Below are 24205 nucleotides of genomic sequence, written 5' to 3'. Positions count from 1 at the left end.
AGGTGGAGTTTTCCCTACCCCACGCCGTCGGTCTCGGGCTCCGGGAGCGGGGCGGGGCAGAGCCGGAATTCCCAGCAGTCGTCCTCGGCGAGGCCGAGTTCGTAGCGGGTCTCGATCTTCGGGCCGTCGTGCAGATGGACGTGTTTGAGGACGGTGCCCGCGACCGGTTCGGTGTCACCGAGTTCCTGGACGCGTCCGTCGAGAGGGCCGCCGAAGAAGCGGGCGCTGTGGGAGGGCCTGTCGGTCATGGGTCCTCCTCGGTTCGGCGCGTCACCCACCTACAGTCTGCCCATGTTAGGTGAGTGACGGCTTCGCCACCAAGAGCTACTTCAGCGTCCTAAGTAAGTCAGTACCGCGCGGACCCGGCGGTGTTCCACCGAACTCGCTTCGAGGCCGAGCTTGGCGAAGATGTTGCCGATGTGCTTCTCGACCGCGCCGTGCGAGACGACGAGCGAGTTCGCGATCGCGGTGTTCGACAGCCCCTGCGCCATCAGTCCCAGCACCTCGGATTCGCGGGCGGTGAGCGCGTCGAGCGGGTTCTTGCGGCCCCGCGCCATCAGCTGCGCGATGACGTCCGGGTCGATGGCCGTGCCACCGCCGGCGACACGTTTGACCGCGTCGAGGAAGTCGCCGACGTCGGCGACGCGTTCCTTGAGCAGGTAACCGACTCCGCCAGCGCCGCCGGACAGGAGCTCGACGGCGTAACTTTCCTCGACGTACTGGGAAAGCACGAGAACCGGCAGGCCCGGGATGACTTCGCGAGCGCCCAGTGCGGCGCGCAGACCCTCGTCGGTGAAGGTGGGCGGCATCCGTACGTCGACGATCGCGAGGTCCGGCCGGTGCTCCTTGACCGCGACCAGCAGGTCGTCACCGTTGTCCACGGCCGCGACGGTCTCGATGTCCTCGTCGGCGAGGAGGCGGATCACCCCCGCGCGCAACAGAACCGCGTCTTCGGCGATGACAACCCGCATGCTGCCCCCAGCGTCGTGAGTGAATGGCAGAGCCTATTCACTCACGAGCGGGTCACCATTGACACGGCAGGTCCGCGCGAATCACCGTCGGGCCACCCGGCGGGCTGACGACGGTGATCACGCCGTCGATCGTGGCCGCGCGGTCGGCGAGCCCGGCGAGCCCGCCACCAGGCCGGACTTCGGCGCCACCGTGCCCGTTGTCGGTGATCTCGACGATGACCATCGAGTCGGTGCGCCACACCTTCACACCCGCTTCGGTCGCTCCCGAGTGCTTCGCGATGTTCGTCAGCGTCTCGCCGACGATGAAGTAGGCCGTCGTCTCGACCGCGGCGGGGGGCCGCGGTTCGACGTCCACCTCGACATCGACGTGGATCGGCGATTTCGCGGCCTGCGCGGACAAGGCGGCGTCGAGACCGCGGTCGCCGAGCACGGCCGGGTAGATCCCGCGGGCGAGATCGCGCAGTTCCGACACCGCGAGCTTGGCGTCGAGGTGCGCCTCGTCGATCAGTTCGCGTACCGCGTCCGGGTCCTGGTCGAACTTCGACTTCGCGCGGCCGAGGCTCATCGCGACGGCGACCAGGCGCTGCTGGGCACCGTCGTGCAGGTCCCGCTCGATGCGGCGGCGCTCGGCCTCGGCGGCGTCGACACCGCGAGCCCGCGACGCCTGCAGCCGTTCGGCCTTCTGCTCCAGTTTCGCGGCGCGGTTCGGGCCGAGCAGCGAGTACGCCAGGTTGCCGTGCAGCCACCCGACCCACGGGGTCACCCAGATCGCCATCGGCAGCAGCACGATCGACGCGATCGCGATCGGAAGTTCCAGGCACGCCAGCGGGAACGCCACCATCAGGTAGGCGAGGTCGCGCCACGTCGTCGCGTCGGTCAAGCGGGTCAGCCAGCGCTTGATCAGCGGAAGCCCTTCGACCGGCAGACGCTCGACCGGCTCCAGGGGAGTCTCGAGCATCGTGCGCGCCCACCCCCGCTCGCGGTCGGCGGACCAGCGGATGAAGTTGGTCGTGGCCATGAGGATCGGGAAACCGATCCACACCACCGCCGTCGCGATGCCGACCGCCAGACCGGTGACGATGAGAACGAACTGGAGGAGCCGGAACACGAAGCTGACGATCATGTAGACGATCGACCTCAACGGTCGCGGCCGCGGAATCCCCACCTGCGGTACCTGCTGGTCGATCGTCATCCGTGAACCTCGCCCCATGAATCCTCCAGACGGCGGCGCTGGGCGTGGGTCGGCCCGAGCAGCGCCGTCGCCAGCCGGGCGTGCATCCCGGCCAGCGCCTTCGTCAACGCTACCGACAGCGCGATGCAGAGGACCCCGAGCGCCGCCCAAGGCAGCGCCGAGACCGTCGAATCGACGGTGAACCACGCGTTTTCCCAGGTCGGGAAGCGGTACTCGCCGCCGGGCAGGAAGCGGTAGTGGATCGGCAGGCCGGCGAGGCCGAGGCTGGTCGCCCAGAACACCGTGACCAGGACGAACTCGATGATCCCGAGCGGGAAGAGCAGGAAGAAGTAGGCGAGGTCGCGCCAGGTCGAACCGTCCTTCAGTCGTGCCTTCCAGCGCACGGACTGGCCGGCGACGGGCAGCGGGAGATACGGCAGGTCGATGTAGCGGTCGAGCAGCGCGTACACCCGGGCGCGCTCCATCCGGGCCGCGCCGCGGACCGTCAGGATCACCAGTGCGAGGAGTGGCAGACCGATCCAGACGACCGCCGTGCCGACGCCCGCCGAGATGAAGGACACCAGCAGCGCGAACGCCAAGATGCCCATCGGCAGGTTCATCAGCAGGTAGACCAGCGAGCCGCCGAACGACGGATCGGACCTGCTCAGCTCCCGCTCGGCCGCTAGCGAGCTCATGGTCGTGCTCCTCTCTGGTGTGAGGAGTCCAGCATCGCGCTCGCGCGTGCTCGCTGACATGGTGCCCACGGGCATCTCCCAGGTGGGGCTAGCCCCACCTGCGGGAATAACCCGGTTGCCGTCCGAGTTATGATGTACAGGTTGTATCCCACCAAGGGGGTGAACGGTTTCGACTTTGGTCGTTGAATCAGGAGAAGCGTGCCGGTGCAGGCGAGAGACCACCGTAAGCGTCATCGCAAACCAATAAGCGCCGAGCCTAAGAGCCAGCGCGAGTTCGCTCTTGCTGCCTAAGCAGTAGAGCAACTCTGTCGGTCCGGGGTCGCCTCCGACCCGGTCACCGGCATCAGCTAGGAGGCTTACCGCCACACTCGGCTACGGGGTGTGGTTGGGAACCAAACAGTGGCTGGGCTCGTCACTTCAGCTTGTTCGCGTGACTGAAGGGGCCAAGTAGAGACATAGCGGACTGCGCACGGAGAAGCCCTGGTGATGCGCCAGAGGACCCGGGTTCAATTCCCGGCACCTCCACTGGTCGACGGAGCGGCCCTGCCCCTGAGGGGGTGGGGCCGCTTCTTTTTTGCGTGTCGGCCGGGGTGGCAGGGGTTGCCATTCCCGATCCGGTGCCGGAGACGCTGCGGCGGGGTGCCCGCGCACTGGTCGGGATGCGGCCGCCGGGAGACGCGTTGGCCTCGGCGGATTTCCCGATGCTCGTGATCACCGGTGACCATCGTCCGGAGTACGAGATCATCGCCGACGCGATCGCGCCCAAGACCGGTGCCGACCGCGACGTGGTGACGGGGATGGAGCATTTGCTGCCCGACACGGGTGCGCCGTTCAATGCCCGGCTCGAGTCTTTCTTGAATCACGCAGAGTAGCGAAATCTAGATCGTTTTTGTCTCAATTCACCCGCGCCGGGAACTGCCGAGGGGAGGGATGTCATGCTGAGTGTCCGACCATGGCCCTCTTTCGAAACGACCCCGTGTCGCCGGAGGGCCGGAAGAAGGTGGCAGATGACCTGGGCTAGGCATTCCAGTCGTCCCGACCCCGCTGAAGACCAGAGCCGGATGGCCGGTGTGCGAGCGGAGGAAGAAGTCCGCCTCACGCTGCAGAACGGCCGAGCCGCACGAACCGTCGCAGGGCACGCTTCGGACGCCCTCGATTGTGCTGAACTGCTGGCGATGCTCGGGCTCGAGGGAGTCCAGAAGAAGCACGCTCAGCGCATCTGACCCCCGATCCGGGTGGTCAGTTCGGCCGCGGTCAGGCGGACTTCCTCGGCGAGGTCCGGCCAAGTCTCCTCGCACCCCTCGGCTCCCGGGCAGAGGTGGCGGAGGGTCACGCTGATCGCGGCCATCGGCCGGCCGCCGTGGTCGAAGACAGGGCAGGCCACCGAGGCGAATCCTTCGGTGACGTGACCGTCTTCGACCGCCCAGCCGAGCCTGCCCTCCTCGTTCAGCGTTCGGCGCAGTTCGGCGAGAGTGCGCGGGCCGCGACCGGTGCGCAGGACGAACGCCGACGCGTTCGGGAAGAGCGCGCGGACGTGCGGTGACGGCAGATGCCGGAGCATCGCCCTGCCCGAGGCCGTGAGCTGGCCAGGCAGCCGGACGCCGACCTCGGTCACCAGGGTTTCCGGGCGGGTGGGACGCTCTTTGACGAGATAGAGCGACTCGTTGCCGTGAAGCACGCCCAGATGCGCGGTGTGGCCGACGCGGTCGGCGAGTTTGCGCAGCAGCGGGAGTGCGAGCCGCTCCAGCGGGTCGTGCCGCAGGTAAGCCGAGCCGAGCTCGAACGCGGCGATACCGAGGCCGTAGCGGCGCTCGTCGGGCAAATGCGTCACGAAACCGGCGGCCTCCAATTCGGCGAGCAGGTGATACGTCGTCGAACGCGGGAGGCCGAGTTCGCGCGCGATCGCGGCCGCCGACACCGGACCCGGCCGCGCGGCGAGGGCGCGAAGGATGCCGAGGCCGCGTCGCAGAGCCGGGACCTCACTGCTCTCACCCATGCCGACCTCCTGTTTCGCTTCGCCGGGGGAGCAAGGGACCTTTGCTACCGCTTCTCTCGACGTCGAGAGAAGCGGTAGCAAAGGTCCCTTGCTCTCTTCCGCAGGTGACCGTGTGGATTTCGGGTCATCCAACGCACCGAAATCCACACGGTCGGTACGCATCGCTACGCGGAGTACGGGGTGTGTGGGAATAGGGACACTCAACGTCTCTATTTCCACACACCCTCCGCCGCCGCGGTAGCAAAGGTCCCTTGCTCCCACCGCACGTGTCTTGGATACCAGACACAACCACCGGTTGGGGCCGCCCACCAGCGGGCATGGCGTTGTCCAATGGGGCTATGCCGGAAACCGTACTTCTGGGCTCCGAACCGCTTCGGCCCGAACAGGTCGTCGCGGTCGCCCGTGACCACTCGCCCGTCGCGGTCAGCGAAGCGGCCGAGAAGAACCTCGCCGCGACGCGGCAGCACATCGATAACCTCGCGCACGCCGAGACGCCGACGTACGGCGTTTCGACGGGCTTCGGTGCGCTCGCCACCAGGCACATCCCGCTCGAGAGCCGTACCGCGCTCCAGCGGTCGCTGATCCGGTCGCATGCGGCGGGCGCGGGCCCGGTCGTGGAGACCGAGGTCGTGCGCGCGCTGATGCTGCTGCGGCTCCGCACCCTCGCCAGCGGGTACACCGGCATCCGGCCGCAGACCGCGCAAGCGCTTGCGGCCTTGCTCAACGCCGGGATCACCCCGCTTGTTCACGAGTACGGCTCGCTTGGCTGCTCCGGTGACCTCGCGCCCCTCGCCGCTGTCGCGCTCGCGCTGATGGGAGAGGGCGAAGTCGAGTACAACGGCGAAGTCGTCCCGGCCGGCGTAGCGCTGAAGCACGCTGGGATCGAGCCGGTCGTTCTCGCGGAGAAGGAAGGTCTCGCCCTCACGAACGGGACCGACGGCATGCTCGGCATGCTCCTGCTCGCCGCGGCCGACCTTCGGAAGCTTCTCGACACAGCCGACATCACCGCGGCGATGAGCGTCGAAGCGCTCCTCGGCACCGACCGCGCCTTCGCGGCCGATCTCCAGGCGCTCCGCCCGCACCCGGGCCAGGCGCTCAGCGCCCAACGCATGTGGACGGCGCTTCAGGACTCGAAGATCGTCGAGAGCCACCGCGGCCCCGACTGCAACCGCGTCCAGGACGCGTACTCCCTCCGCTGCGCGCCTCAGGTGCACGGCGGCGCCCGCGACAGCCTCACGCACGCCGAACTCGTCGCCGAGCGTGAGCTTCACTCGGCGGTCGACAACCCGGTCGTGCTGTCCGACGGCCGCGTCGAGTCGAACGGCAACTTCCACGGCGCCCCGGTCGCGTACGTGCTCGACTTCCTCGCCATCCCGCTCGCGGACGTCGCGAGCATCGCCGAGCGCCGCACGGACCGCATGCTCGACAAGGCCCGCTCGCACGGCCTGCCGCCGTTCCTCGCGTTCGATCCCGGCGTCGATTCCGGCCACATGATCGCCCAGTACACGCAGGCGGCCGTGGTCAGCGAGTTGAAGCGGCTCGCGGTGCCGGCGTCGGTCGATTCGATCCCGAGCAGCGCCATGCAGGAGGACCACGTCTCCATGGGCTGGTCCGCCGCGCGCAAGCTTCGCAAGGCCGTCGAGGGCCTCAACACCGTCCTCGCCATCGAACTGCTCACCGCCGCGCGGGCACTCGACATGCGCGCGCCCCTGGTCCCGTCGCCGGTCACCGGCCGGGTCCGGGATCTCGTCCGCACCGAGGTCGAGGGCCCCGGCCCCGACCGTCATCTGGCGCCGGAGATCGCCGCCGCCGAAGAACTCGTCGCGTCGGGTGCCGTCCTCGCCGCGGCCCAACTGGAGGTCTGAGCCCATGACCCGCACGGTCCGTGCCGCCCGAGGCACCACGCTCACCGCGAAGAACTGGCAGACCGAAGCCGCGCTGCGGATGTTCCACAACAACCTCGACCCCGAGGTCGCCGAGCGCCCGGAGGACCTGGTCGTCTACGGCGGCACCGGCAAGGCCGCCCGCAACTGGGCCAGCTTCGACGCGATCACCCGCGAACTGACCGCTTTGGAGCAGGACGAGACGCTGCTCGTCCAGTCCGGCAAGCCGGTCGGCGTGTTCCGCACGCACGAATGGGCGCCGCGCGTGCTCATCGCGAACTCCAACCTCGTCGGCGACTGGGCGACCTGGCCGGAATTCCGCCGCCTGGAGGCACAGGGCCTGACGATGTACGGCCAGATGACCGCGGGGTCCTGGATATACATCGGCACGCAGGGAATTCTGCAGGGCACGTACGAAACCTTCGCCGCCGTCGCGAAGAAGCGGTTCGGCGGCAGTCTCAAGGGCACGCTCACCGTCACCGCCGGTCTCGGCGGGATGGGAGGTGCGCAGCCGCTGGCCGTCACGATGAACGACGGCGTCGCGCTGGTCATCGAATGCGATCCGCAGCGCGCCCACCGCCGCGTCGAGACCCGCTACCTCGACGAGGTCGCCGACGACCTCGACGACGCGATCCGCCGGGTGGAGGCCGCGAAGAAGGAGAAGCGCGCGCTGTCCGTCGGCGTGGTCGGCAACGCCGCCGACGTGCTGCCCGAACTGCTGCGCCGTGGTGTCGAGGTCGACATCGTCACGGACCAGACCTCCGCGCACGACCCGCTTTCCTACCTGCCCAAGGGTATCGGCGTCGACGAGTGGCAGGACTACGCGGACAAGAAGCCCGACGAGTTCACCGAGCGCGCCCGCGAGTCGATGGCGGAGCACGTCGAGGCGATGCTCGGCTTCCTCGACAAGGGCGCCGAGGTCTTCGACTACGGCAACTCCCTGCGCGGCGAGGCGAAACTCGGCGGCTGCGAGCGCGCGTTCGATTTCCCGGGATTCGTGCCCGCCTACATCCGCCCGCTGTTCTGCGAGGGCAACGGCCCGTTCCGCTGGGCGGCGCTGTCGGGTGACCCCGAGGACATCGCGGCGACCGACCGCGCGATGCTGGAACTGTTCCCGGAGAACGAGTCCCTCGCGCGCTGGATCCGGCTCGCCGGTGAACGCGTCGCCTTCCAGGGGCTTCCGTCGCGGATCTGCTGGCTCGGCTACGGCGAGCGGCACCTCGCGGGCCTGCGGTTCAACGAGATGGTCGCCAGCGGAGAGCTGAAGGCGCCGGTCGTCATCGGCCGCGACCACCTCGACTCGGGCAGCGTCGCCTCGCCGTACCGCGAGACCGAGGGCATGGCCGACGGTTCCGACGCGATCGCCGACTGGCCGCTGCTGAACGCGCTGGTCAACACCTCGTCGGGCGCCAGCTGGGTGTCGATCCACCACGGCGGCGGCGTCGGCATGGGCCGCTCCATCCACGCCGGCCAGGTCAGCGTGGCCGACGGAACCCTGCTGGCGGCGCAGAAACTCGAACGTGTGCTCACCAACGACCCGGGCATGGGTGTCATCCGGCACGTCGACGCCGGCTACGACCGCGCCGCCGAAGTCGCCGACGAGCGTGGCGTGCGCGTGCCGATGCGGGACGCCGAGTGAGCGCGTCCTCGCTGCTGGAGGAGATCTCGGACGTCGGCCGCGACCCGAAGCGCGGCGGCTACTCCCGCCACGCCTTCGACGCGGCCGAAACCGAACTGCGCGAGTGGTTCGTCGAACGCGCCGGGCGGCTGGGGCTGGGCGTCGAGACCGACCGCAACGGCAACGTCTGGGCCTGGTGGGGCACCCCGGGCCCGGACGCGGTCGTCACCGGGAGCCACCTCGATTCGGTGCCGGGCGGCGGCGCCTTCGACGGCCCGCTCGGTGTCGCGAGTGCGCTCGACGCGGTGGAGATCTTGCAGGCCAAGGGATTCCGCCCCGCGAAGCCGTTCGCCGTCGTGGTCTTCGCCGAGGAAGAAGGCGGCCGATTCGGCGTGCCGTGCCTCGGCTCCCGGCTGCTGACCGGGACCATCGACGCGGACAAGGCGCGGGGCCTGCGAGACCCGGACGGCGTCACGTTCGCCGAGGCGGCGGCGAAATCGGGCCTCGATCCCGAGCGGGTCGGCCGGGACGCCGAGCGGCTCGGGCTGATCGGGCGGTTCCTGGAACTGCACGTCGAGCAGGGGCGCGGGCTGATCGATCTCGGTTCGCCGGTGGCCGTCGGCAATACGGTGATCGCGCACGGCCGATGGCGATTCTCCTTCCAGGGGCAGGGAAATCACGCCGGTGCGACGCTGATCTGCGATCGTCGTGATCCGATGATCCCGGCGGCCGAGACCGTGCTCGCCGTGCGGAAGCTGGCCAAGGCGACCGCCGACGCGAGGGCCACCGTGGGCAGGCTCGTGCCGATTCCCGGCGGGACCAACGTCATCGCGTCCACTGTGGACTTGTGGCTGGACGCGCGGGTGCCGGGTACGGATACGCCCGAGCTGGTCGCCGAAATCGCGAAGCTGGCCGAAGAGGCGGCCAGGCAGGAAGGCTGCCGCGTCGAGGTCACCAGGGAGTCGTACTCCGACGACGTGATCTTCGACGACGCGTTGCGCCGTGATCTGGGCACCTGGCTGGGCGGGCCGCCGGAACTGCCGACCGGTGCCGGGCACGACGCCGCGATCCTCGCCGGGTTCGTCCCGTCCGGGATGCTCTACGTGCGCAATCCCACCGGCATCAGCCATTCGCCGGAAGAGTTCTCCGAGGCGGAGGACGTCGACCATGGTGCCCGCGCGCTCGCGGACGTCCTGGAGAAACTGTCGACATGACGACATATTGGTGTGAACGTGCCTGGCTGCCGGACGGGATCGCCGATGCCGTCCGGATCGAAGTCGAGGGCGGCCGGATCACTTCGGTGACGGCGAGCGCGCCTCGTGCGGGTACTGTCCTCAATGGACTCACCCTGCCGGGGTTCGCCAACGGGCACTCGCACGCGTTCCACCGTGCGCTGCGTGGCCGGACGCATCACGATCGCGGGACCTTCTGGACGTGGCGCGAGCGGATGTACTCGCTCGCGTCCCGGCTGGATCCGGATTCGTACTATCGCCTGGCGCGTGGGGTTTACGCGGAGATGGTGCTGGCCGGGTACACGAGCGTCGGCGAGTTCCACTATCTGCACCACGCGCCGGGCGGAAAGCCTTACGCCGAACCGAACGCGATGGGCGAGGCACTGCGTCAAGCGGCCAAAGACGCCGGGATCCGGCTGACGTTGCTCGACACGTGCTATCTCGCGGGCGGGATCGGCGTCGAACCCGACGAAGTCCAGCGGCGGTTCTCCGATGGGACGGCCACGAAGTGGGCGCAACGAGCCGGCGAATTGCGGGAGGACGAGACGTTCCGGGTGGGTGGCGCGATCCATTCCGTGCGTGCCGTACCCGAAGATCAACTGTCTGAAGTGGACAATGGAACGCCCGAGGATCGGCCGCTGCACATCCATCTTTCCGAGCAGCGGGCCGAGAACGAACAGTGCGTGGCGGCTTATCACTGGACTCCGACCGGCCTGCTCTGGGACAACGGAGTGCTCACCGAGCGGCTCACCGCGGTGCACGCGACGCACCTGACCCCGGGCGACATCAAATGGCTCGGCGAGGCGGAGAGCCGCGCCTGCTTCTGCCCGACGACCGAGCGGGATCTCGGTGACGGCATCGGCCCCGCGCGGACACTGCTGGACGCGGGAGTGCGATTGTCGCTCGGCAGCGACAGCAACGCGGTCGTCGACGCGTTCGAGGAGACCAGGGCGCTGGAACTGAACGAGCGGCTCGCCAGCGAGAAGCGCGGCCGGTTCACCGCGGAGGAACTGCTCGCGGCGGCGACGGATCACGGCGCGGTCGGCTGGGACGAGGTCGGCAGGCTGGCTCCGGGCGCGGGCGCGGACCTGGTGACGGTCGGCCTGGGTTCGGTGCGGACCGCCGGGATCGAACCGTCCGGGGTGGTCTTCGCCGCTTCAGGGGCGGACGTCCGGGACGTGGTCGTCGCCGGGCGGGAGATCGTCCGCGATGGTGTGCATCAGCTGATCGACCGGCCGGAAACGGTCTTGGCCAAGGAGATCGAGGCATTGTGGCAGTCCTGATCACGGGAATCGGCGAGCTCACCACGAACGACGCCGAGTTGGGCAAGCTGCACGACGCGGCCGTCGTCGTCGAGGGCGAACGGATCGCCTGGGCCGGCGCGGCCGCGGACGCGCCCGACGCGGACGAGCGAGTCGACGTCGAGGGCCGCGCGGTGCTGCCCGGCTGGGTGGACAGTCACACGCACCTGGTCTTCGCCGGGGACCGGACGGCCGAGTTCGAGGCGCGGATGGCCGGTAAGGCGTACAGCGCCGGAGGGATCGCGGTCACCGTCGACGCGACGCGGTCGGCTTCCGACGAGCAGCTGGCGGCGAATCTGCGGCGTCACGTCGACGAAGCGGCGAGGCAGGGCACGACCTGCCTGGAAACGAAGACCGGATACGGGCTCAACGTCGCGGACGAGGCGCGTTCGGCGCGGATCGCCGCCGAGGTGGCGGACGAGGTGACGTTCCTCGGTGCGCATCTGGTGCCACCGGGCGCGGACGCGGAGTCGTATGTGGACTTGGTGTGCGGTGACATGCTCGACGCCGTCGCACCGCTCGTGCGGTGGGCGGACGTGTTCTGCGAGACCGGTGCGTTCGACGAGGCGCAGTCCGGCCGGGTGCTGAAAGCGGCGCGGGAGCGCGGGCTCGGGCTGCGGGTGCACGGGAACCAGCTGGGGGAGGGGCCGGGCGTGCGGCTCGCCGTCGAGCTGGGTGCGGCGAGTGTCGACCACTGCACGTACCTGAGCGAAGCGGACGTCGAGGCTCTCGCTGCTTCGGACACTGTCGCGACCTTGCTGCCGGCGTGCGACCTCTCGACCCGGCAGCCGCTGGCGCCGGCGCGGCGGCTCCTCGACGCGGGGGCGACGGTTTCGCTGGCCAGCAACGCGAATCCGGGCAGCTCGTACACGACGTCGATGGCGTTCTGCGTCGCGACCGCGGTGCTGCAGATGCGGATGACGATCGACGAGGCGGTGTGGTCGGCGACGGCGGGCGGCGCGCGCGCTCTGCGGCGTGACGACGTGGGCTTCGTGCGGCCGGGGGCGCGTGCCGATCTTCACGTGCTGGAGGCGCCTTCGACGACGCACCTCGCGTACCGGCCCGGCGTGCCGTTGACGGCCTCTGTGTGGCGGCGCGGGAGGTGTCTGACCAGCGGTTTCGCCGCAAAGTGGTAGCAAAGGTCCCTTGCTCCCCCTCGGCGATCAGGAGGCTTGGCCGAGGGTCTCCTCGACGCGCTCACGCAAGCCGGGCGGAAGCTCGCCGAGCAGATGGGACCACTGCTCTACCCGCTTCTCGCTCAGGTGGGTGAGCAGGTCGAGCACCGGAGCCCACAGGTCCTCGTCGGCGGCCGCGACCTGGAGGAGGCCGCGGAACCGGGCTTCGGGGAGCAGCCCGAGGACGTGATCGATCCGGCTCTTGTCGTCGAGGACGAACGCGATCCGGATCAGCGCCTCGTCGCCGATGACGGCCAGCGCCCGGCGCACCGTCGGATCGGGCAGATGGCCGACGAACCGGCCGACGGTGATCCAGTCCTCGCGGCGCACCAGTTCGCCGGCGACCGCGACGACGGTGTCGAGCGGGATCCTGGCGATGATCGCGCTCGCGCGGCGCGGGTCCAGCTCGGCCGCGACGTCGGCGAGGAAGGGCGGCTTCAGCCGTTTCGCGACGTCGACGCCCCGGGAGACGTCCACCAATCCGGCGATCCGCGCGCACAGAAGCGGGCCGAAGACCTTCTCGGCGATCTTCGCGAGGATCGGGCTCGGGACGAGCTTGCTCGCCATCGCCATCCGCTCGAGCGCGGCGAGGTTGGCGTCGAACAGCGTGTCCGTCACCTGTTCGCGGAATGCCTGGAGTTCGGCCGCGTCCACTTTCTCCAGATACGAAAGCCGCTCCGGGGTGGTGCCGAGGACGCGGGCAAGTTTGAGGATCTCCGCCTGCGACGCGAAGTTTTCGCTGGTCACAGGCCCACCACCTTGCGAACGGTGCCGCGCAGCAGCGCGGGTACGTACTTCAGGCCCTCTTCGCCCGCTTCGGCCAATGCCTTGGCCTGGCGATGACGCGCGTCGCGCAGCGCGTCGGAGAGGTCCTGCTTCTCGTGGTCGGCCAGCGCTTCGATGCCTGCCGGAACAGGACCGCCTAGCTGACCGGTGAGTGTGCGCTCGGCCATGGTCGATCATCATGCCTCATCGGACGCGGGAAGCAGGGGACCTTTACTTTCGTCCATGGCGGACCGCTCGTCACGGCTTGTAGCGTCCTGACGTGTGAAGGATCCTGAGGAGCCCGTGCGGCGCGGGCGACGGCTGGTCATGGACGTCGCGCTGTGGCTCGGGCTCTGCGGCTGGGTGGTCATCGACGCGGGATCCAGCACGAAGCACTGGGAGCTGCTCTTCGGGCTCACCGCGACCACGGCCGCGATCGCGGTGTCGCGCCGGTACCCACTGGTCTCCCTCGCCATCGCCATGATCGCGAGCTTCATCGTGCTGGGCAGCTTCGGCGGCCGGGTGCCGATCTGGGAAGGGTTCGTCCTCGTCGCGGTGGGCTACCTCGCCGGCTACCGGCGGCCGGTCGCGAAGCCGATGCTGCGCGTGTTCGCCGTCGTTTCCGTGATCGCGGTCCCCGTGGCGCTCGTGTGGAGCAAGGACGGGTTCGCGTCCTGGGGTGCGCTGCTCGGCGTCCTGGTCTTCGCGGGCGTGACGCCCTGGCTGCTGGGCAGGTACATCCGGCAGCGCGAGGACATGGCAAGTGACGGCTGGCGTCGCGCCGAAGAGATGGAGAGCCGTCAACGGCTCATCGCCGACCGCGCGCGCCTGCGCGAGCGCACCCGGATCGCCAGCGACATGCACGATTCGCTGGGCCACGAGCTGAGCCTCATCGCGGTGCGCGCGGCGGCGCTGGAGGTCGCGGGCGGCCTCGACGAGCAGCAGCGACAGGCCGCGGGTGAGCTGCGGCAGAGCGCCGCGACGGCGACCGAGCGGCTGCGCGAGATCATCGGGGTCCTGCGCGAGGACGACGCGCCGACCGAGCCGGTGCACGAAAGCATCGACGAACTGCTCGACCGGACCAGGGCTTCCGGCGTGCAGATCGAGTCCTTTGTGGACGCGCGGCTCGACGGTGAGCCGCGGATGGTCGACCGTGCCGCGTATCGCGTGGTCCAGGAGTCGGTCACGAACGTGGTGAAACACGCACCGGGTGCCGCGGTCACGGTCCGGGTCACGCGGTGCGAGGGACGCACCGACGTCGTGGTCACCAACGCCGCGCCGCCCGCGGGGCCGCTGCCGGGCCGGACGTCGGGCAGGCGGGGGCTCATCGGCCTGCGCGAGCGGGCCCGGCTGGTCGGCGGGACCCTGCGCGCGGGGCCGCGCGACGGTGGATTCGAGGTCAGCGCGACCTTGCCGCACGACGCGGCACCGTCGGAGGAATCGCCCGAGAGCCAGGCGGTGATGGACGCCGAGGTGGGACAGTCGACATCGGCCAGGGAACTGGAACGCGCCCGCCGGGACGTGCGGCGCAGCCTGATCCAGGCGATCGTCGTGCCGATCGGGCTGTTCGGCCTGGTGGTCGGGATCAGCGGTGCGGTGTTCCTCGTCCAGTGGTACGGCTCCGTACTCGCCGGTGGCGACTACGACCGGATCCGGATCGGCCAGACGCGGGCGGAGATCGTGTCGGTCCTGCCCGGCAGCCAGCGGATAGCCCGGCCCCGTGTGGTGGAACCCCCGGTGCCCGCGGGGGCGACCTGCGAGTACTACGGCACCGAGCGCAGCGTGTTCAACTTGAACTACGAGGCCTACCGGCTGTGCTTCGCCGAGGGGAGACTCGTGGCGAAGCATGTGATCAGTGAAGACGAACAAAGGGGGGACCCGGATGATCCGGGTGGTGCTGGCCGATGACGAGGCGATGATCCGCGCCGGTGTGTCGGCGATCCTGGCCGCGGACGCCGGGATCGAAGTGGTCGCGGAGGCCGAGGACGGCCGCGCCGCCGTCGAGCAGGTCCGCGCGACCAGGCCGGATGTCGTGCTCCTCGACATCCGGATGCCGGTCATGGACGGGCTCAAGGCGGCCGAGGAGATTCGGCGGCTGCTGCCCGAGGTCGGGGTGATCATGCTGACCACGTTCGGCGAGGACGCCTACATCGAACGTGCGCTGGGCCTCGGTGCGAGCGGTTTCCTGCTGAAGTCGGGAGATCCGCGCGAACTGCTCGGCGGGATCCACGCGGTCGCGGGTGGCGCGGCGTTCCTGTCGCCGAAGGTTGCGCAGCGGGTCATCGCCCGCTTCTCCGGCAACCAGGTCTCCCGCGCCGAAGAGGCGAAGGCCCTGATCGGCAAACTGACCCCGCGTGAGCAGGAAGTATTGGCGTTGCTCGGTTCCGGACTGTCCAATGCGGACATAGCCGCGAAGCTGTTCGTGGTCGAGGGCACGGTGAAGGCCTACGTCAGCACCATCCTCAACCGGCTCGGCGCGCGGAACCGGGTGCAGGCCGCGATCACCGCGTACGAGGCGGGGCTGGTCGGCGGGGGAGCGGAGGCGTCCAGCCGCTGACGCCTGCGCCGATGCGGGCGGTGAGCGCGCCGGGGAGCAGCCGGAACACGCCGTTGCGGACGGCCACGGCGAGCGGGTTGCGCAACTGCGGGCCGATCTTTCCGGCCTGGACCGAGGCTTTCACGACACCTTGGCTGCGCGGGCGACGCTGTTCGTCGTAACTCTTCAGTGCCGCGTCGACGTCTTCGATGGTGCTGAGCGCGGCGGCGAGGACGACGGCGTCTTCGATCGCCTGGCAGCCGCCCTGGCCGAGGAACGGCGGCATCGCGTGGGCCGCGTCGCCGAGCAGCGCGACGCGGCCCTTGACGTAGGTCGGCAGGGGAGTGCCGAGCAGGTAGAGATCGTGGTGGAGCAGCGTCTCGGGCGTGGTCGCCTCGATGAGCTCGGGAATCGGTTCGTGCCAGCCGCCGAAGCGGTTTCGCAGATACGACTTCGGGTCCTCGTGCCGGACGCCCGCTTCGGCGACGTAACTCGCCCACCAGTAGACGCGGCCGTCGTGCAGCGGGATGACACCGATCTCGGCGCCGTCGTCCCAGCTCGTGCTGAGTTCTGCCGGGTGAGGGAGGGGGGTGACCGCGCGGAAGGCCGTGCTGCCGCTGTACACCGGTTCGGGATGGCGCGGCCAGAGTTCTTGGCGAGCCGTGCTGTGGATTCCGTCCGCGGCGACGATGACGTCGGCGTCGAGATCGTCGAGGCTCGTGACCTCGACGCCCGTGCGGACGCAGCCGTCGGGGAGGGCGTCGCGGAGCGTGCCGATGAGATCCGCGCGGTGGATGGCGGCGAGCGCGCGACCGTGGTGACGGCGGAATGCCTCGGCGTCCCATCGGGTGATGCGGCGGCCGTCGCGGTCGTGGAGGCCGCCGGAGGATTGTTCTTGTTGTCGGGTGAGGCGGACGCCCAGCGTTTCGAGTGAGCGCAGGGCGTTCGGCCACAGGGAGATGCCCGCGCCGACGGCGGTGAGCTCCGGCGCCTGTTCGAGGACGGTGACCTCCCAGCCGATGCCGTGCAGTCCGATGGCGGCGCTCAGTCCGCCGATTCCTCCGCCGATCACGATCGCTTTGCCCATGTCGACCTCCTCTACATTTGTAGAGTACTACTACACTTGTAGAGTGCGAAAGGCGATGATCGGGGACGCGGCCATCGAGGTCATCGCGGCCGAGGGGATGCGGGGGCTGACGCATCGCGCCGTCGACCGGTTCGCCGGGCTGCCGGCGGGTTCGACCTCGTACTACGCGCGGACGCGGGCGGCGCTGCTGGAGCTGGCGATCTCGCGGATGATCGAACTCGACGAGGTCACCCTCGACCCGCCACCCGGACGGCTGGCCGAGTACGTGGCCGGGTTCGCCCACGCGGCGATCACGAACGGGCGGACGCGGATGCTCGCGCGGTACGAGTTCGCTTTGGAGGCGACGCGGCGGCCGGAGCTACGCGAGGCCTATGACCGAGGCGGACTGGTCATCCGGCGGCGCTGCGCGGAGGTGCTCGCCGGGTGCGGATCGGCGGAGCCGGAGCGGCACGCGCGGGTGCTCGTCGCGTGGCTGGAAGGGACGGTCTTCGACGCGCTGGCCGGGACGGGGTCGTTGCGGCCGCCGGGGCTGGAGGAGCTGACGCGAGGGGCGCGGGAGGTGCTGGCGGGGCTCGGGGTGGCGGGGTAGCAAGGGACCTTTGCTACCACTTGGGGCTCTGACCTGCGGTTTAGTGGCTCCGGGGAGCGGGGGACCTTTGCTACCGCCCGGGGGTGTGTGGGAATAGGGACGTTGAGTGTCCCTATTTCCACACACCCTGTACGCCGCGTAGTGACCGTGTGGATTTTGGTGCGTCGGATGACCAGAAATCCACACGGTCACCTGCGGAAGAGAGCAAGGGACCTTTGCTATCGCTTGGCCGGGAGGGCTGCGGCGGGCTCGTCGGTCCCGGAACGGGTGTCGCGAAAGCCACTTTCGGGACATCAGACGTCCTGAAAGTGGCTTTCGCGACGTGCCCGCGTGCCAAGCGGTAGCAAAGGTCCCTTGCTCTCCCTCAGGCGTCCCGCCGCCTGAGCACGGTGGAACCGGTGATCAGGCCAGCCGCCGCCCAAGCCGCACAGAGCGCGACGCCGACCCAAGGCGCGTAGGGCGCGACGCCACCGAAGATCGGGTTCGGCTGTCCTGACGTGACCATCGCGTTGACCCCCGCGAAGCCGGGGAAGTAGTTCACGAGGTCTTCCCAGCCCAGCGAACCGGCGAACATCGGGATCATCACCAGCAGCACGAACACCGTCACGATCGTCCCCGCCGTCGAGCGCAGCGCCGTCCCCAGGCCGAGGCAGAGCAGGCCCAGCAGCGCGAAGTAGGCGCCCATACCCGCCGCGGTCGCGAGGACCTCGCCCACCGAGGAACCGGGCGCGGGGATCAGCGGTGCCGAGACCGCCACGCCGGCGAGGGTGTTCAGCACGCCGTAGCCGAACAGCACCGGCAGCAGGACGGCGGACTTCGCCGCGAGGACCCGGTTCCGCACCGGGACCCACTGCAGGGTCGAGCGGATGCTGCCACTGGCGTACTCGCTCGTCATGAACAGCGTCGCCAGCGCGACCACGGCGAACTGCGAGAGATAGAACGCCGCTCCGGTCACCACGGCGTGTGGGGCCATCGGACGGTCGCTGCCGTTCCGCAGCGCGAAACCCAGCGCCGCCGAGTAGGCCAGCATCAGGGCGAGCCCGCTGATCAGGCACCACCAGGTCGACCGGACCGACCAGAACTTGGTCCATTCCGACGAGATCGTGTTCATCGTGCGCTCCACTGCTTGAAGAAGCCGGTCAGCTCGTCACGGAAGAACTTCAGCGCCTTCCGCGAGTCGATCGATCCGTACTGGTTCTCGACCTCGGCCGGCGGGACGTGCGGGCGCAGCCCCAGCTGGTCGATCAGGATCGCGGCGTCGGTCACCGACGAATGGCCGCTGTTCTCGACCAGGTCCTGCCTCTTCGGCCCGGTGAGCCGCGGCCAGGTCTCGTCCCAGGACGCCCGGTAGTACTTCTCGCCGGTCGGGCTGGTCAGCAGCAGGAACGGCCGGTCGAGGGAGACGTTGCCGAAGAACGGGCCGTCGACGTTCACGCCCGCCTTGATCCGCCGGTCGGCGACCATCGCGGCGGCGGTCGCCGAACCCCCGGCGGAGTGACCGGCCATCCCGATCTTCGTCGCGTCGATCGACCATCGACGGTCCTTCAGCAGGGTGTCGACGACGAACGTCGTGTCGACCGCGCGGTTCGCGATCGCGGCGGGCCACGGGTCGCTCGGTTGTCCACAAGCGACACACTGGCGCAGCCCGTCGGGGAATTCCGTGGCCCATGCTTCGTAGGCGTGGTCGATCCCGGCGACCACGAAACCTTGCGCGGCAAGGTGTTCGGCCACCGACGTCAGGGTGATCCGGTTGTTGCCCGCGCCCGGCGAAAGCACCACCAGCGGACGCCGCCCGGGCAGGGAAGGCGCGTTCTCCCGGGAGTGGACGCGCACCTTGCTCAGGGTGTCCGGCGGCAGGTCGAGTTTCCGCCCGGCGACCGCCGCCGCCGACTCCGCGTTGGTCATGTACAGCGGCGTGCGTCCGACCGGAACGGCCGGGTACCAGACGTTGACCATCAGTTCGCGCCGCTTCTCCGGCACCCAAGGGTCGGCTCGCCGCTGATCGGTGAGGTGCAGCGTGCGCAACCCGATCGGGAGCGGGCCGCCCGGCGCGGGCAGCGACAGTTCCGGTGCCGCCGACGCGGCCGCCGGCACCCCCAGCAGGCTGGCGATCACCGCCACCAGGACCATGAGTGACTTCATGCCGCGACTCCCGTTCCGTATTCGACCGACGACGCGGTCAGTTCCATGTACGCCTGTTCCAGTGACGCGGTCCGCTCGGCCAGCCCGTGCACGCGGATCCCGAGTTCGTGCACCGCGTCGCCGACGAGGTGGACGGGCAGGTCGTGCACGAGCAATTCGTCCTGATCGGACTCCGTGGTCGCGCCGAGCGCGCGAAGGCGCTGTTCGAGGACGCGCAGATCGGCGGGAGCGGGCACCCGCACCACGACCGACGTCCGCGAATTTCCCGCGATGAACTCGTCGACCGGCGCGTCGGCGAGCAGTTTCCCCTTGCCGATGACGACCAGCCGGTCCGCGGTCAGCTGCATCTCGCTCATCAGATGGCTCGACACGAACACCGTGCGGCCCTCCTCCGCGAGCGATCGCATCAGCTGCCGCACCCAGCGGACGCCGTCGGGGTCGAGACCGTTCACCGGTTCGTCGAACATCAGCACGCCCGGGTCGCCGAGCAGGGCTCCGGCGATTCCGAGGCGTTGTCCCATACCGAGTGAGAACGTCCCGGCGCGTTTGCCCGCGACGTCGGTGAGGCCCACCGTCGCGAGCACTTCGTCCACCCGGCTCGCCGGGATCCCGTTGCTGCGTGCCATCGCCAGGAGGTGCTTGCCCGCGCTCCGGCCGGGATGCAGCGCCTTGGCCTCCAGCAGCGCGCCGACCTCGCGCAGCGGGAAACGCAGGTCCGCGTACGTCTTGCCGCCGATGTGGACCTCCCCCGCGCTGGGCGCGTCGAGGCCGAGCGTCATCCGCATGGTCGTCGACTTGCCCGCGCCGTTGGGACCGAGGAAACCGGTCACCTTGCCCGGCTCGACGGCGAACGTCAGCCCGTCGACCACCGTCTTCTCGCCATAGCGCTTCGTGAGTCCTCGAAGCGTGATCATCCGCGTCCTCCTTCGTGTCCCCGAATCCTCCGGCGCGGGGGCACCCGGGCGCAGTGCCCCGAAGTCATCGGCCATCCCTTACTTTCGTCAGGTGCCGTTCGGCACGAGTCCCCGCGGAAAGGCAGAATCGGCGCCATGACCACCCGCGAACAACGGCGCGTGAATCCGCTCGACCTGGTGATGCTCGTACTCGCGGTGTTTTCCGTCGGGCTGCTCGCCTACGTGACGTTCTTCCCGCATTCGGAGGAGACGGCGCACCGCGTCTTCGTCATCGACACGACGGTGTGCGGGATCTTCGCCCTGGAATTCCTCTGGCGCTGGCGGCGCAGTGGCTGGGAGAAGCGGTTCCCGCTGCGCAACTGGTACGAGATCCTCGGCATGATCCCCATCGCGCATCCGGCGCTGCGCGGGTTCCGGTTGCTGCGGATCATCGTGGTGCTGGTCCGGCTCGCGCGCACCGCCGACCGCGCGTTCGGGGAGCGGTTCACCCAGCGGCTGGTCGAACGGCTTTCCCGGCCGATCGTGCTCGCGATCAAGAAACCGATCACGATCGCGGTGCTCGACGAGGTCGTCAAAGTGCTGGAAACCGGCAACTATCCGCAGAATCTCGCGCGCTCACTCGGCGAGAACCAGACGCTGTTGCGGGGGATCATCGCGGAGAAGCTCAAGAACGATCGGCAGGCAGGGCGGCTTTCGAAGCTGCCGTTCCACGACGAGGTGGTCCGTTCGGTGATCGACACCGCGATGCGCGTGATCCTCGAAGTGCTGACCGATCCGCGGATCGACGAGTTCTTCGCGCATGTGGTCCGGGAGAATCGGGAGCAGATCCGCAGCGCCGTGCAGCTGGGGCTGAACGAGCGTGAGGACGACGAGGAGCTGGCGGCGCAGTTGCCGACCCGGCCTCAGCATCAGCTGATGGACTGACCTCGTGAGGTGCGCCGGGTGGGGGCGGCGTTCAGCGGGTCCTCCGGCCAGGGATGCTTCGGATACCGCCCCCGGAGATCGGCGCGCACGGCCGCGTAACCGTTGCGCCAGAACGATTCCAGATCCGCGGTGACCGCCGCGGGCCGTCCGGCGGGGGAGAGCAGGTGCAGCACGACGGGGACGCCCGCGAGTCTCGGCGTCGAGAGCCAGCCGAAGGTCTCCTGCAGTTTGACGGCGAGCACGGGCTGTTCGCCCGAGTAGTCGACCCTGATCCGCGAACCCGACGGTACCTCCAGCCGGTCCGGCGCCAGTTCGTCCAAACGCGACGCCTCTGGCCAAGGCAGCAGCCCGCGCAGCGCGGCACCGGCGTCCAGCGCGGCGAGGTCGGACCGGCGACGGGCCGAGCCGAGATCGAGCCAGCTGTCCAAAGAGGACATTAGGTCGGCGTCGGAGACAGCGGGCCAGGGCGCTCCCAGTACGCGATGCAGGAAGGCCAGCCGCTCCCGCAGTCTCTTCCCGTCCTCCGGCCAGCGCAGCAGGCTGAGCCCTTCGGTGCGCAACCCGTCCAGCAGCGCGGCGCGGATCGCTTCCGGCGAGGGCGAGCGCAACGGTTTCTCCGACAGCGTGATCGCACCGAGCCGCCGCACCGATCGCGCCACGACGTCACCCGAGTACCAGTGCACTTCATCCACTGTGGACACCAGATTCGGCGCGGCGCGCACGGCGAGTTCTTCGTCCGCGGGCGCGGCCAGGCGGATGATGCCCTGCGCACGGCCGGGATCCCGGGTCGCCTCGGCCACCGCCAGCCATTCGACGTCGGCCAGTCCGCTGCCGCGCGGCAGTTCGGCCGCGGTTCCACCGGTCATCAGATACACCGGTGTCCCCGGCGAACGCCGTCGCGCGAGCCGTTCGGGGTGCGCCAGCGCCACGACCAGTGCCGGATCGGAGGCGTTGCCGCCGTCGGGAACCAGCCGGGAAAGCCTTCGTACGTCACGCTTCCAGCGCTCGTCACCGCGCACTCGCCGCAGCTCGGCTTCGAGGTCGGTCAGCGTGCCGCCGCTGTCCAGCAGCGCGACGACCTCGGCCGCCGAACGCGCGTTGGTCCGCGCCGCGCCGTCCAGCAACGCCCTCGCCAGCCGCGGATGCAGCCCCAGAGCGGCCATTTTCCGCCCGCGCTCGGTCACCGTGCCGTCTTCCGCGGTGGCCCCGAGCGTGGTCAGCAACGCTCGCCCGGCGGCCAGCGCACCCTCACCGGGCGGATCCCACCAGGCGAGGCCGGAACCGTCCGGAGTGGACCAGCACGCGAGTTCCAAGGCGAACCGCGCCAGCTCGGCCGTCCGGATCTCGGGCTCGGGGTACGCGGGCAGGGAACCCTGTTCGTGCGCAGCCCAGCACCGATACGCACGTCCCGGTGCCTCCCGCCCGGCACGGCCGGCCCGCTGCTCCGCGACCGCTGCCGAAACGCGGACCGTCGCCAGCCCGGGCAGGCCGCGGCGGTGATCGACGCGGGGCACGCGGGACAGGCCGCAGTCCACCACCGCGCGTACTCCCGGCACCGTCAGGCTGGACTCGGCGACCGACGTCGAGAGCACCACCCGGCGGCGGGCGCGCGGGCGCAGCGCGTCGTCCTGGTGCGCCGCCGACAGTCGTCCGTGCAGGGGCAGAACGTCGGCGTCGAGGCCGCTGAGCAGGCCGCTCACCCTGGCGATCTCACCCGCACCCGGCAGGAAGGCGAGCACGTCGCCGTCCCCTTCGGACAGTGCTTTGTGGATCACCCTGGCGACGGTCGCCTCGATCCGCTCGCCGCGCGCGGGTGGGGAGTAGGAGACGTCGACCGGATAGGTCCTCGCGTGCGCGGTGATCACCGGCGCGTCCCCGAGCAGCGCGGCCAGCCGTCCGGAGGCCACGGTGGCGGACGTCGCGAGCAGGCGCAGGTCGTCCCGCAGTCCCGCGCGCACGTCCAGGAGCAGCGCGAGCAGCAGATCGGCGTCGAGATGGCGTTCGTGGCATTCGTCGAGCAGGACGGTCGACACCCCGGCGAGTTCGGGATCGCCCTGCACCCGCCGGACCAGCAACCCCGACGTCACCACTTCGATCCGCGTCGAAGAGGACACCTTCCGGTCGCCGCGGACCGAATAACCGACCGTCTCGCCGACCCGTTCACCCAGCAGGGACGCCATCCGCGCCGCCGCGGCTCGCGCCGCCAGCCGCCTCGGTTCGGCGACGATCACCCGGCCTTCGCCGTTGTCCAGCGCGAGCGGCACCAAGGTGGTCTTGCCGGTTCCCGGGGGCGCGACGAGGACGGCGGTGCCATGGGCGTCGAGCGCGGCTTCGAGTTCGGGCAGGACGGCGCGGACCGGCAGATCGGGAAGGGTCACTTCTCGGTGACCTGCGGTGGAGGCGGGATCCGGTAGCCGGACGGGCCGATGTTGCGGTTCAGTGATTCGAGCCATTCGCCGGACGAGATCATCTTCTGGATCGCCTTGGCCACCGCCGCCCGCCCCTCGGTGTCTTCCTTGCGCAGGCCGACACCGTACTTCTCCTTCGAGAACGGCTTGCCGACGACTCGCAGCAGCTCCGGATTCTGCGCCACGTAACCGGCGAGGATGACGTCGTCGGTGGTCACCGCGTCCACCTGCCCGGCGAGGAGAGCCGTGACGCAGTCCTGGTAGCGCGGGTATTCGACGAGCTGGACGGCCTGCGCGAACTTGTCGCGCACCTGTTCGGCGGAGGTGGTGCCGCCCACGGCGCACAGCTTGCGGCCGTTGAGGTTCTCGGGACCGGTGATGTCGGTCGACCGGAGCCGGACGAGCAGATCCTGGCCCGTGTCGAAATAGGGCCCGGCGAAGCCGACCACCTGTTTGCGTTTTTCGGTGATGGAGTAGGTCGCCACCATCAGATCCGTGATCCCCGAGGTGATGTCCGTCTCGCGGGACGACGGCCTGCTGTCGTGCCAGGTGATGTGATCCTCGTCGACCCCCAATTCGCTCGCGACGTACTTCGCCACGTCGACGTCGAAGCCGACATACCGCCCGTCCATCGTTTTTCGCGAAAGTCCCGGCTGGTCGAAGCGGATGCCGATGGTGAGCTTGTTGGACGCGACGGCGCGCGTGACGAGAGAGTCCGACGGGCCGGCCTCTTCGCCGCAGGCCGCCGCTGTGACCAGCATCAAGCAGGCCACCAGCAGGCTGCGTCCCCTCATCGGG

24 protein-coding genes and 1 other RNA gene are annotated in these 24205 nt (G+C 69.6%); 12 read left to right on the top strand and 13 right to left on the bottom strand.

Translation table 11 applies throughout. From position 1 onward, the window contains the following. Positions 1 to 14: 14 nt before the first annotated feature. The 4 genes from CVV72_RS22765 to CVV72_RS22750 form a co-directional block, all read right to left on the bottom strand. Positions 15 to 248 (bottom strand): hypothetical protein, encoded by a 234-nt coding sequence (locus CVV72_RS22765; RefSeq protein ID WP_034322139.1) that lies wholly within the window; start codon positions 246 to 248, stop codon positions 15 to 17. Positions 249 to 329: 81 nt separating this feature from the next. Next, entirely contained in the window at positions 330 to 971 is a 642-nt protein-coding gene (locus tag CVV72_RS22760; RefSeq protein ID WP_219145731.1) for a response regulator transcription factor, read from the bottom strand. Positions 972 to 1023: 52 nt separating this feature from the next. Further along, positions 1024 to 2163 carry a sensor histidine kinase gene (locus CVV72_RS22755; protein ID WP_219145730.1) on the bottom strand — a complete coding sequence of 380 codons (1140 nt, stop codon included), beginning with the start codon at positions 2161 to 2163 and terminating at the stop codon, positions 1024 to 1026. Continuing rightward, positions 2160 to 2837 (bottom strand): sensor domain-containing protein, encoded by a 678-nt coding sequence (locus CVV72_RS22750; RefSeq protein WP_219145729.1) that lies wholly within the window; start codon positions 2835 to 2837, stop codon positions 2160 to 2162. The genes CVV72_RS22755 and CVV72_RS22750 overlap by 4 nt, the downstream gene beginning before the upstream one ends. A 155-nt stretch (positions 2838 to 2992) precedes the next feature. On the opposite strand from CVV72_RS22750, the gene ssrA reads away from it, so the two are divergent. The 3 genes from ssrA (at position 2993) to CVV72_RS22735 (ending at position 4060) form a co-directional block, all read left to right on the top strand. Next, positions 2993 to 3365, top strand: a transfer-messenger RNA (tmRNA) gene (gene ssrA, locus CVV72_RS22745). A 50-nt stretch (positions 3366 to 3415) separates the two neighbouring features. After that, positions 3416 to 3709 carry a hypothetical protein gene (locus CVV72_RS22740; RefSeq protein ID WP_219145728.1) on the top strand — a complete coding sequence of 98 codons (294 nt, stop codon included), beginning with the start codon at positions 3416 to 3418 and terminating at the stop codon, positions 3707 to 3709. Between the two features lie 135 nt (positions 3710 to 3844). Continuing rightward, on the top strand, positions 3845 to 4060 hold the full coding sequence (locus CVV72_RS22735; protein ID WP_125680489.1) for a hypothetical protein: 216 nt from the start codon (positions 3845 to 3847) through the stop codon (positions 4058 to 4060). On the opposite strand, the gene CVV72_RS22730 is transcribed toward CVV72_RS22735, so the two are convergent. Further along, a complete protein-coding gene (locus CVV72_RS22730) occupies positions 4048 to 4833 on the bottom strand; it encodes an IclR family transcriptional regulator (protein WP_219145727.1) in 786 nt (261 codons plus the stop codon). The genes CVV72_RS22735 and CVV72_RS22730 overlap by 13 nt on opposite strands. A gap of 338 nt (positions 4834 to 5171) precedes the next feature. Here CVV72_RS22730 and hutH point away from each other — a divergent pair, with 338 nt between their 5' ends. Genes hutH through hutI form a run of 5 tightly spaced genes read left to right on the top strand, consistent with a single transcriptional unit; the run spans position 5172 to position 12003 of the window. Then, positions 5172 to 6698: a histidine ammonia-lyase gene (gene hutH, locus CVV72_RS22725; RefSeq protein WP_219145726.1), complete on the top strand. Its 1527-nt coding sequence runs from the start codon at positions 5172 to 5174 to the stop codon at positions 6696 to 6698. A gap of 4 nt (positions 6699 to 6702) precedes the next feature. After that, positions 6703 to 8355: a urocanate hydratase gene (gene hutU, locus CVV72_RS22720; protein WP_219145725.1), complete on the top strand. Its 1653-nt coding sequence runs from the start codon at positions 6703 to 6705 to the stop codon at positions 8353 to 8355. Next, the gene (locus tag CVV72_RS22715; protein ID WP_219145724.1) at positions 8352 to 9548 is read left to right on the top strand and encodes an allantoate amidohydrolase; all 1197 of its coding nucleotides are present in this window, start codon (positions 8352 to 8354) and stop codon (positions 9546 to 9548) included. The genes hutU and CVV72_RS22715 overlap by 4 nt, the downstream gene beginning before the upstream one ends. Then, the gene (locus tag CVV72_RS22710) at positions 9545 to 10849 is read left to right on the top strand and encodes a formimidoylglutamate deiminase (protein ID WP_219145723.1); all 1305 of its coding nucleotides are present in this window, start codon (positions 9545 to 9547) and stop codon (positions 10847 to 10849) included. The genes CVV72_RS22715 and CVV72_RS22710 overlap by 4 nt, the downstream gene beginning before the upstream one ends. After that, entirely contained in the window at positions 10837 to 12003 is a 1167-nt protein-coding gene (hutI, locus tag CVV72_RS22705; RefSeq protein ID WP_219145722.1) for an imidazolonepropionase, read from the top strand. Before CVV72_RS22710 ends, hutI begins: the two co-directional genes overlap by 13 nt. Positions 12004 to 12030: 27 nt before the next feature. Here the strand turns inward: hutI and CVV72_RS22700 are convergent, their stop codons facing one another. After that, positions 12031 to 12789 (bottom strand): hypothetical protein, encoded by a 759-nt coding sequence (locus CVV72_RS22700; protein WP_219145721.1) that lies wholly within the window; start codon positions 12787 to 12789, stop codon positions 12031 to 12033. Beyond that, positions 12786 to 12995, bottom strand: a complete 210-nt coding sequence (locus tag CVV72_RS22695) for a hypothetical protein (protein ID WP_034322109.1) — start codon at positions 12993 to 12995, stop codon at positions 12786 to 12788. Before CVV72_RS22695 ends, CVV72_RS22700 begins: the two co-directional genes overlap by 4 nt. Positions 12996 to 13110: 115 nt before the next feature. On the opposite strand from CVV72_RS22695, the gene CVV72_RS22690 reads away from it, so the two are divergent. Together CVV72_RS22690 and CVV72_RS22685 are read left to right on the top strand one after the other, a co-directional pair. Next, entirely contained in the window at positions 13111 to 14715 is a 1605-nt protein-coding gene (locus tag CVV72_RS22690; protein WP_219154063.1) for a sensor histidine kinase, read from the top strand. Beyond that, the gene (locus CVV72_RS22685) at positions 14690 to 15364 is read left to right on the top strand and encodes a response regulator transcription factor (RefSeq protein ID WP_219145720.1); all 675 of its coding nucleotides are present in this window, start codon (positions 14690 to 14692) and stop codon (positions 15362 to 15364) included. Before CVV72_RS22690 ends, CVV72_RS22685 begins: the two co-directional genes overlap by 26 nt. Here CVV72_RS22685 and CVV72_RS22680 read toward each other — a convergent pair. Continuing rightward, on the bottom strand, positions 15309 to 16430 hold the full coding sequence (locus tag CVV72_RS22680) for an FAD-dependent monooxygenase (protein WP_219145719.1): 1122 nt from the start codon (positions 16428 to 16430) through the stop codon (positions 15309 to 15311). The genes CVV72_RS22685 and CVV72_RS22680 overlap by 56 nt on opposite strands. A 43-nt stretch (positions 16431 to 16473) precedes the next feature. Between CVV72_RS22680 and CVV72_RS22675 the strand changes: the two genes are divergently transcribed. Further along, positions 16474 to 17019, top strand: a complete 546-nt coding sequence (locus tag CVV72_RS22675) for a TetR/AcrR family transcriptional regulator (RefSeq protein WP_219145718.1) — start codon at positions 16474 to 16476, stop codon at positions 17017 to 17019. 364 nt (positions 17020 to 17383) lie between these two features. Here CVV72_RS22675 and CVV72_RS22670 read toward each other — a convergent pair whose 3' ends face one another. From CVV72_RS22670 to CVV72_RS22660, 3 genes are read right to left on the bottom strand one after another with little or no spacing between them, the layout of a single operon-like run. Further along, positions 17384 to 18130, bottom strand: a complete 747-nt coding sequence (locus CVV72_RS22670) for an ABC transporter permease (RefSeq protein WP_219145717.1) — start codon at positions 18128 to 18130, stop codon at positions 17384 to 17386. After that, positions 18127 to 19161: an acetylhydrolase gene (locus CVV72_RS22665; RefSeq protein WP_219145716.1), complete on the bottom strand. Its 1035-nt coding sequence runs from the start codon at positions 19159 to 19161 to the stop codon at positions 18127 to 18129. The genes CVV72_RS22670 and CVV72_RS22665 overlap by 4 nt, the downstream gene beginning before the upstream one ends. Continuing rightward, on the bottom strand, positions 19158 to 20075 hold the full coding sequence (locus CVV72_RS22660; protein ID WP_219145715.1) for an ABC transporter ATP-binding protein: 918 nt from the start codon (positions 20073 to 20075) through the stop codon (positions 19158 to 19160). The genes CVV72_RS22665 and CVV72_RS22660 overlap by 4 nt, the downstream gene beginning before the upstream one ends. A 135-nt stretch (positions 20076 to 20210) precedes the next feature. On the opposite strand from CVV72_RS22660, the gene CVV72_RS22655 reads away from it, so the two are divergent. Further along, complete coding sequence (locus CVV72_RS22655) at positions 20211 to 20999, top strand: ion transporter (protein WP_034322094.1); 789 nt, start codon at positions 20211 to 20213, stop codon at positions 20997 to 20999. Here the strand turns inward: CVV72_RS22655 and hrpB are convergent. Both hrpB and CVV72_RS22645 read right to left on the bottom strand, forming a co-directional pair. After that, entirely contained in the window at positions 20984 to 23377 is a 2394-nt protein-coding gene (hrpB, locus tag CVV72_RS22650; protein WP_219145714.1) for an ATP-dependent helicase HrpB, read from the bottom strand. The two genes, CVV72_RS22655 and hrpB, sit on opposite strands and share 16 nt — an antisense overlap. Next, complete coding sequence (locus tag CVV72_RS22645) at positions 23374 to 24201, bottom strand: glutamate ABC transporter substrate-binding protein (protein WP_219145713.1); 828 nt, start codon at positions 24199 to 24201, stop codon at positions 23374 to 23376. Before CVV72_RS22645 ends, hrpB begins: the two co-directional genes overlap by 4 nt. Positions 24202 to 24205 lie beyond the last annotated feature (4 nt).

Origin of the sequence: Amycolatopsis sp. TNS106 (genome assembly GCF_019330265.1) — a bacterium.
In the GTDB taxonomy this organism is placed as follows: domain Bacteria; phylum Actinomycetota; class Actinomycetes; order Mycobacteriales; family Pseudonocardiaceae; genus Amycolatopsis; species Amycolatopsis lurida.
Note: the sequence above shows the minus strand (reverse complement) of the source record. Positions and strands in the feature narration are given on the sequence as shown.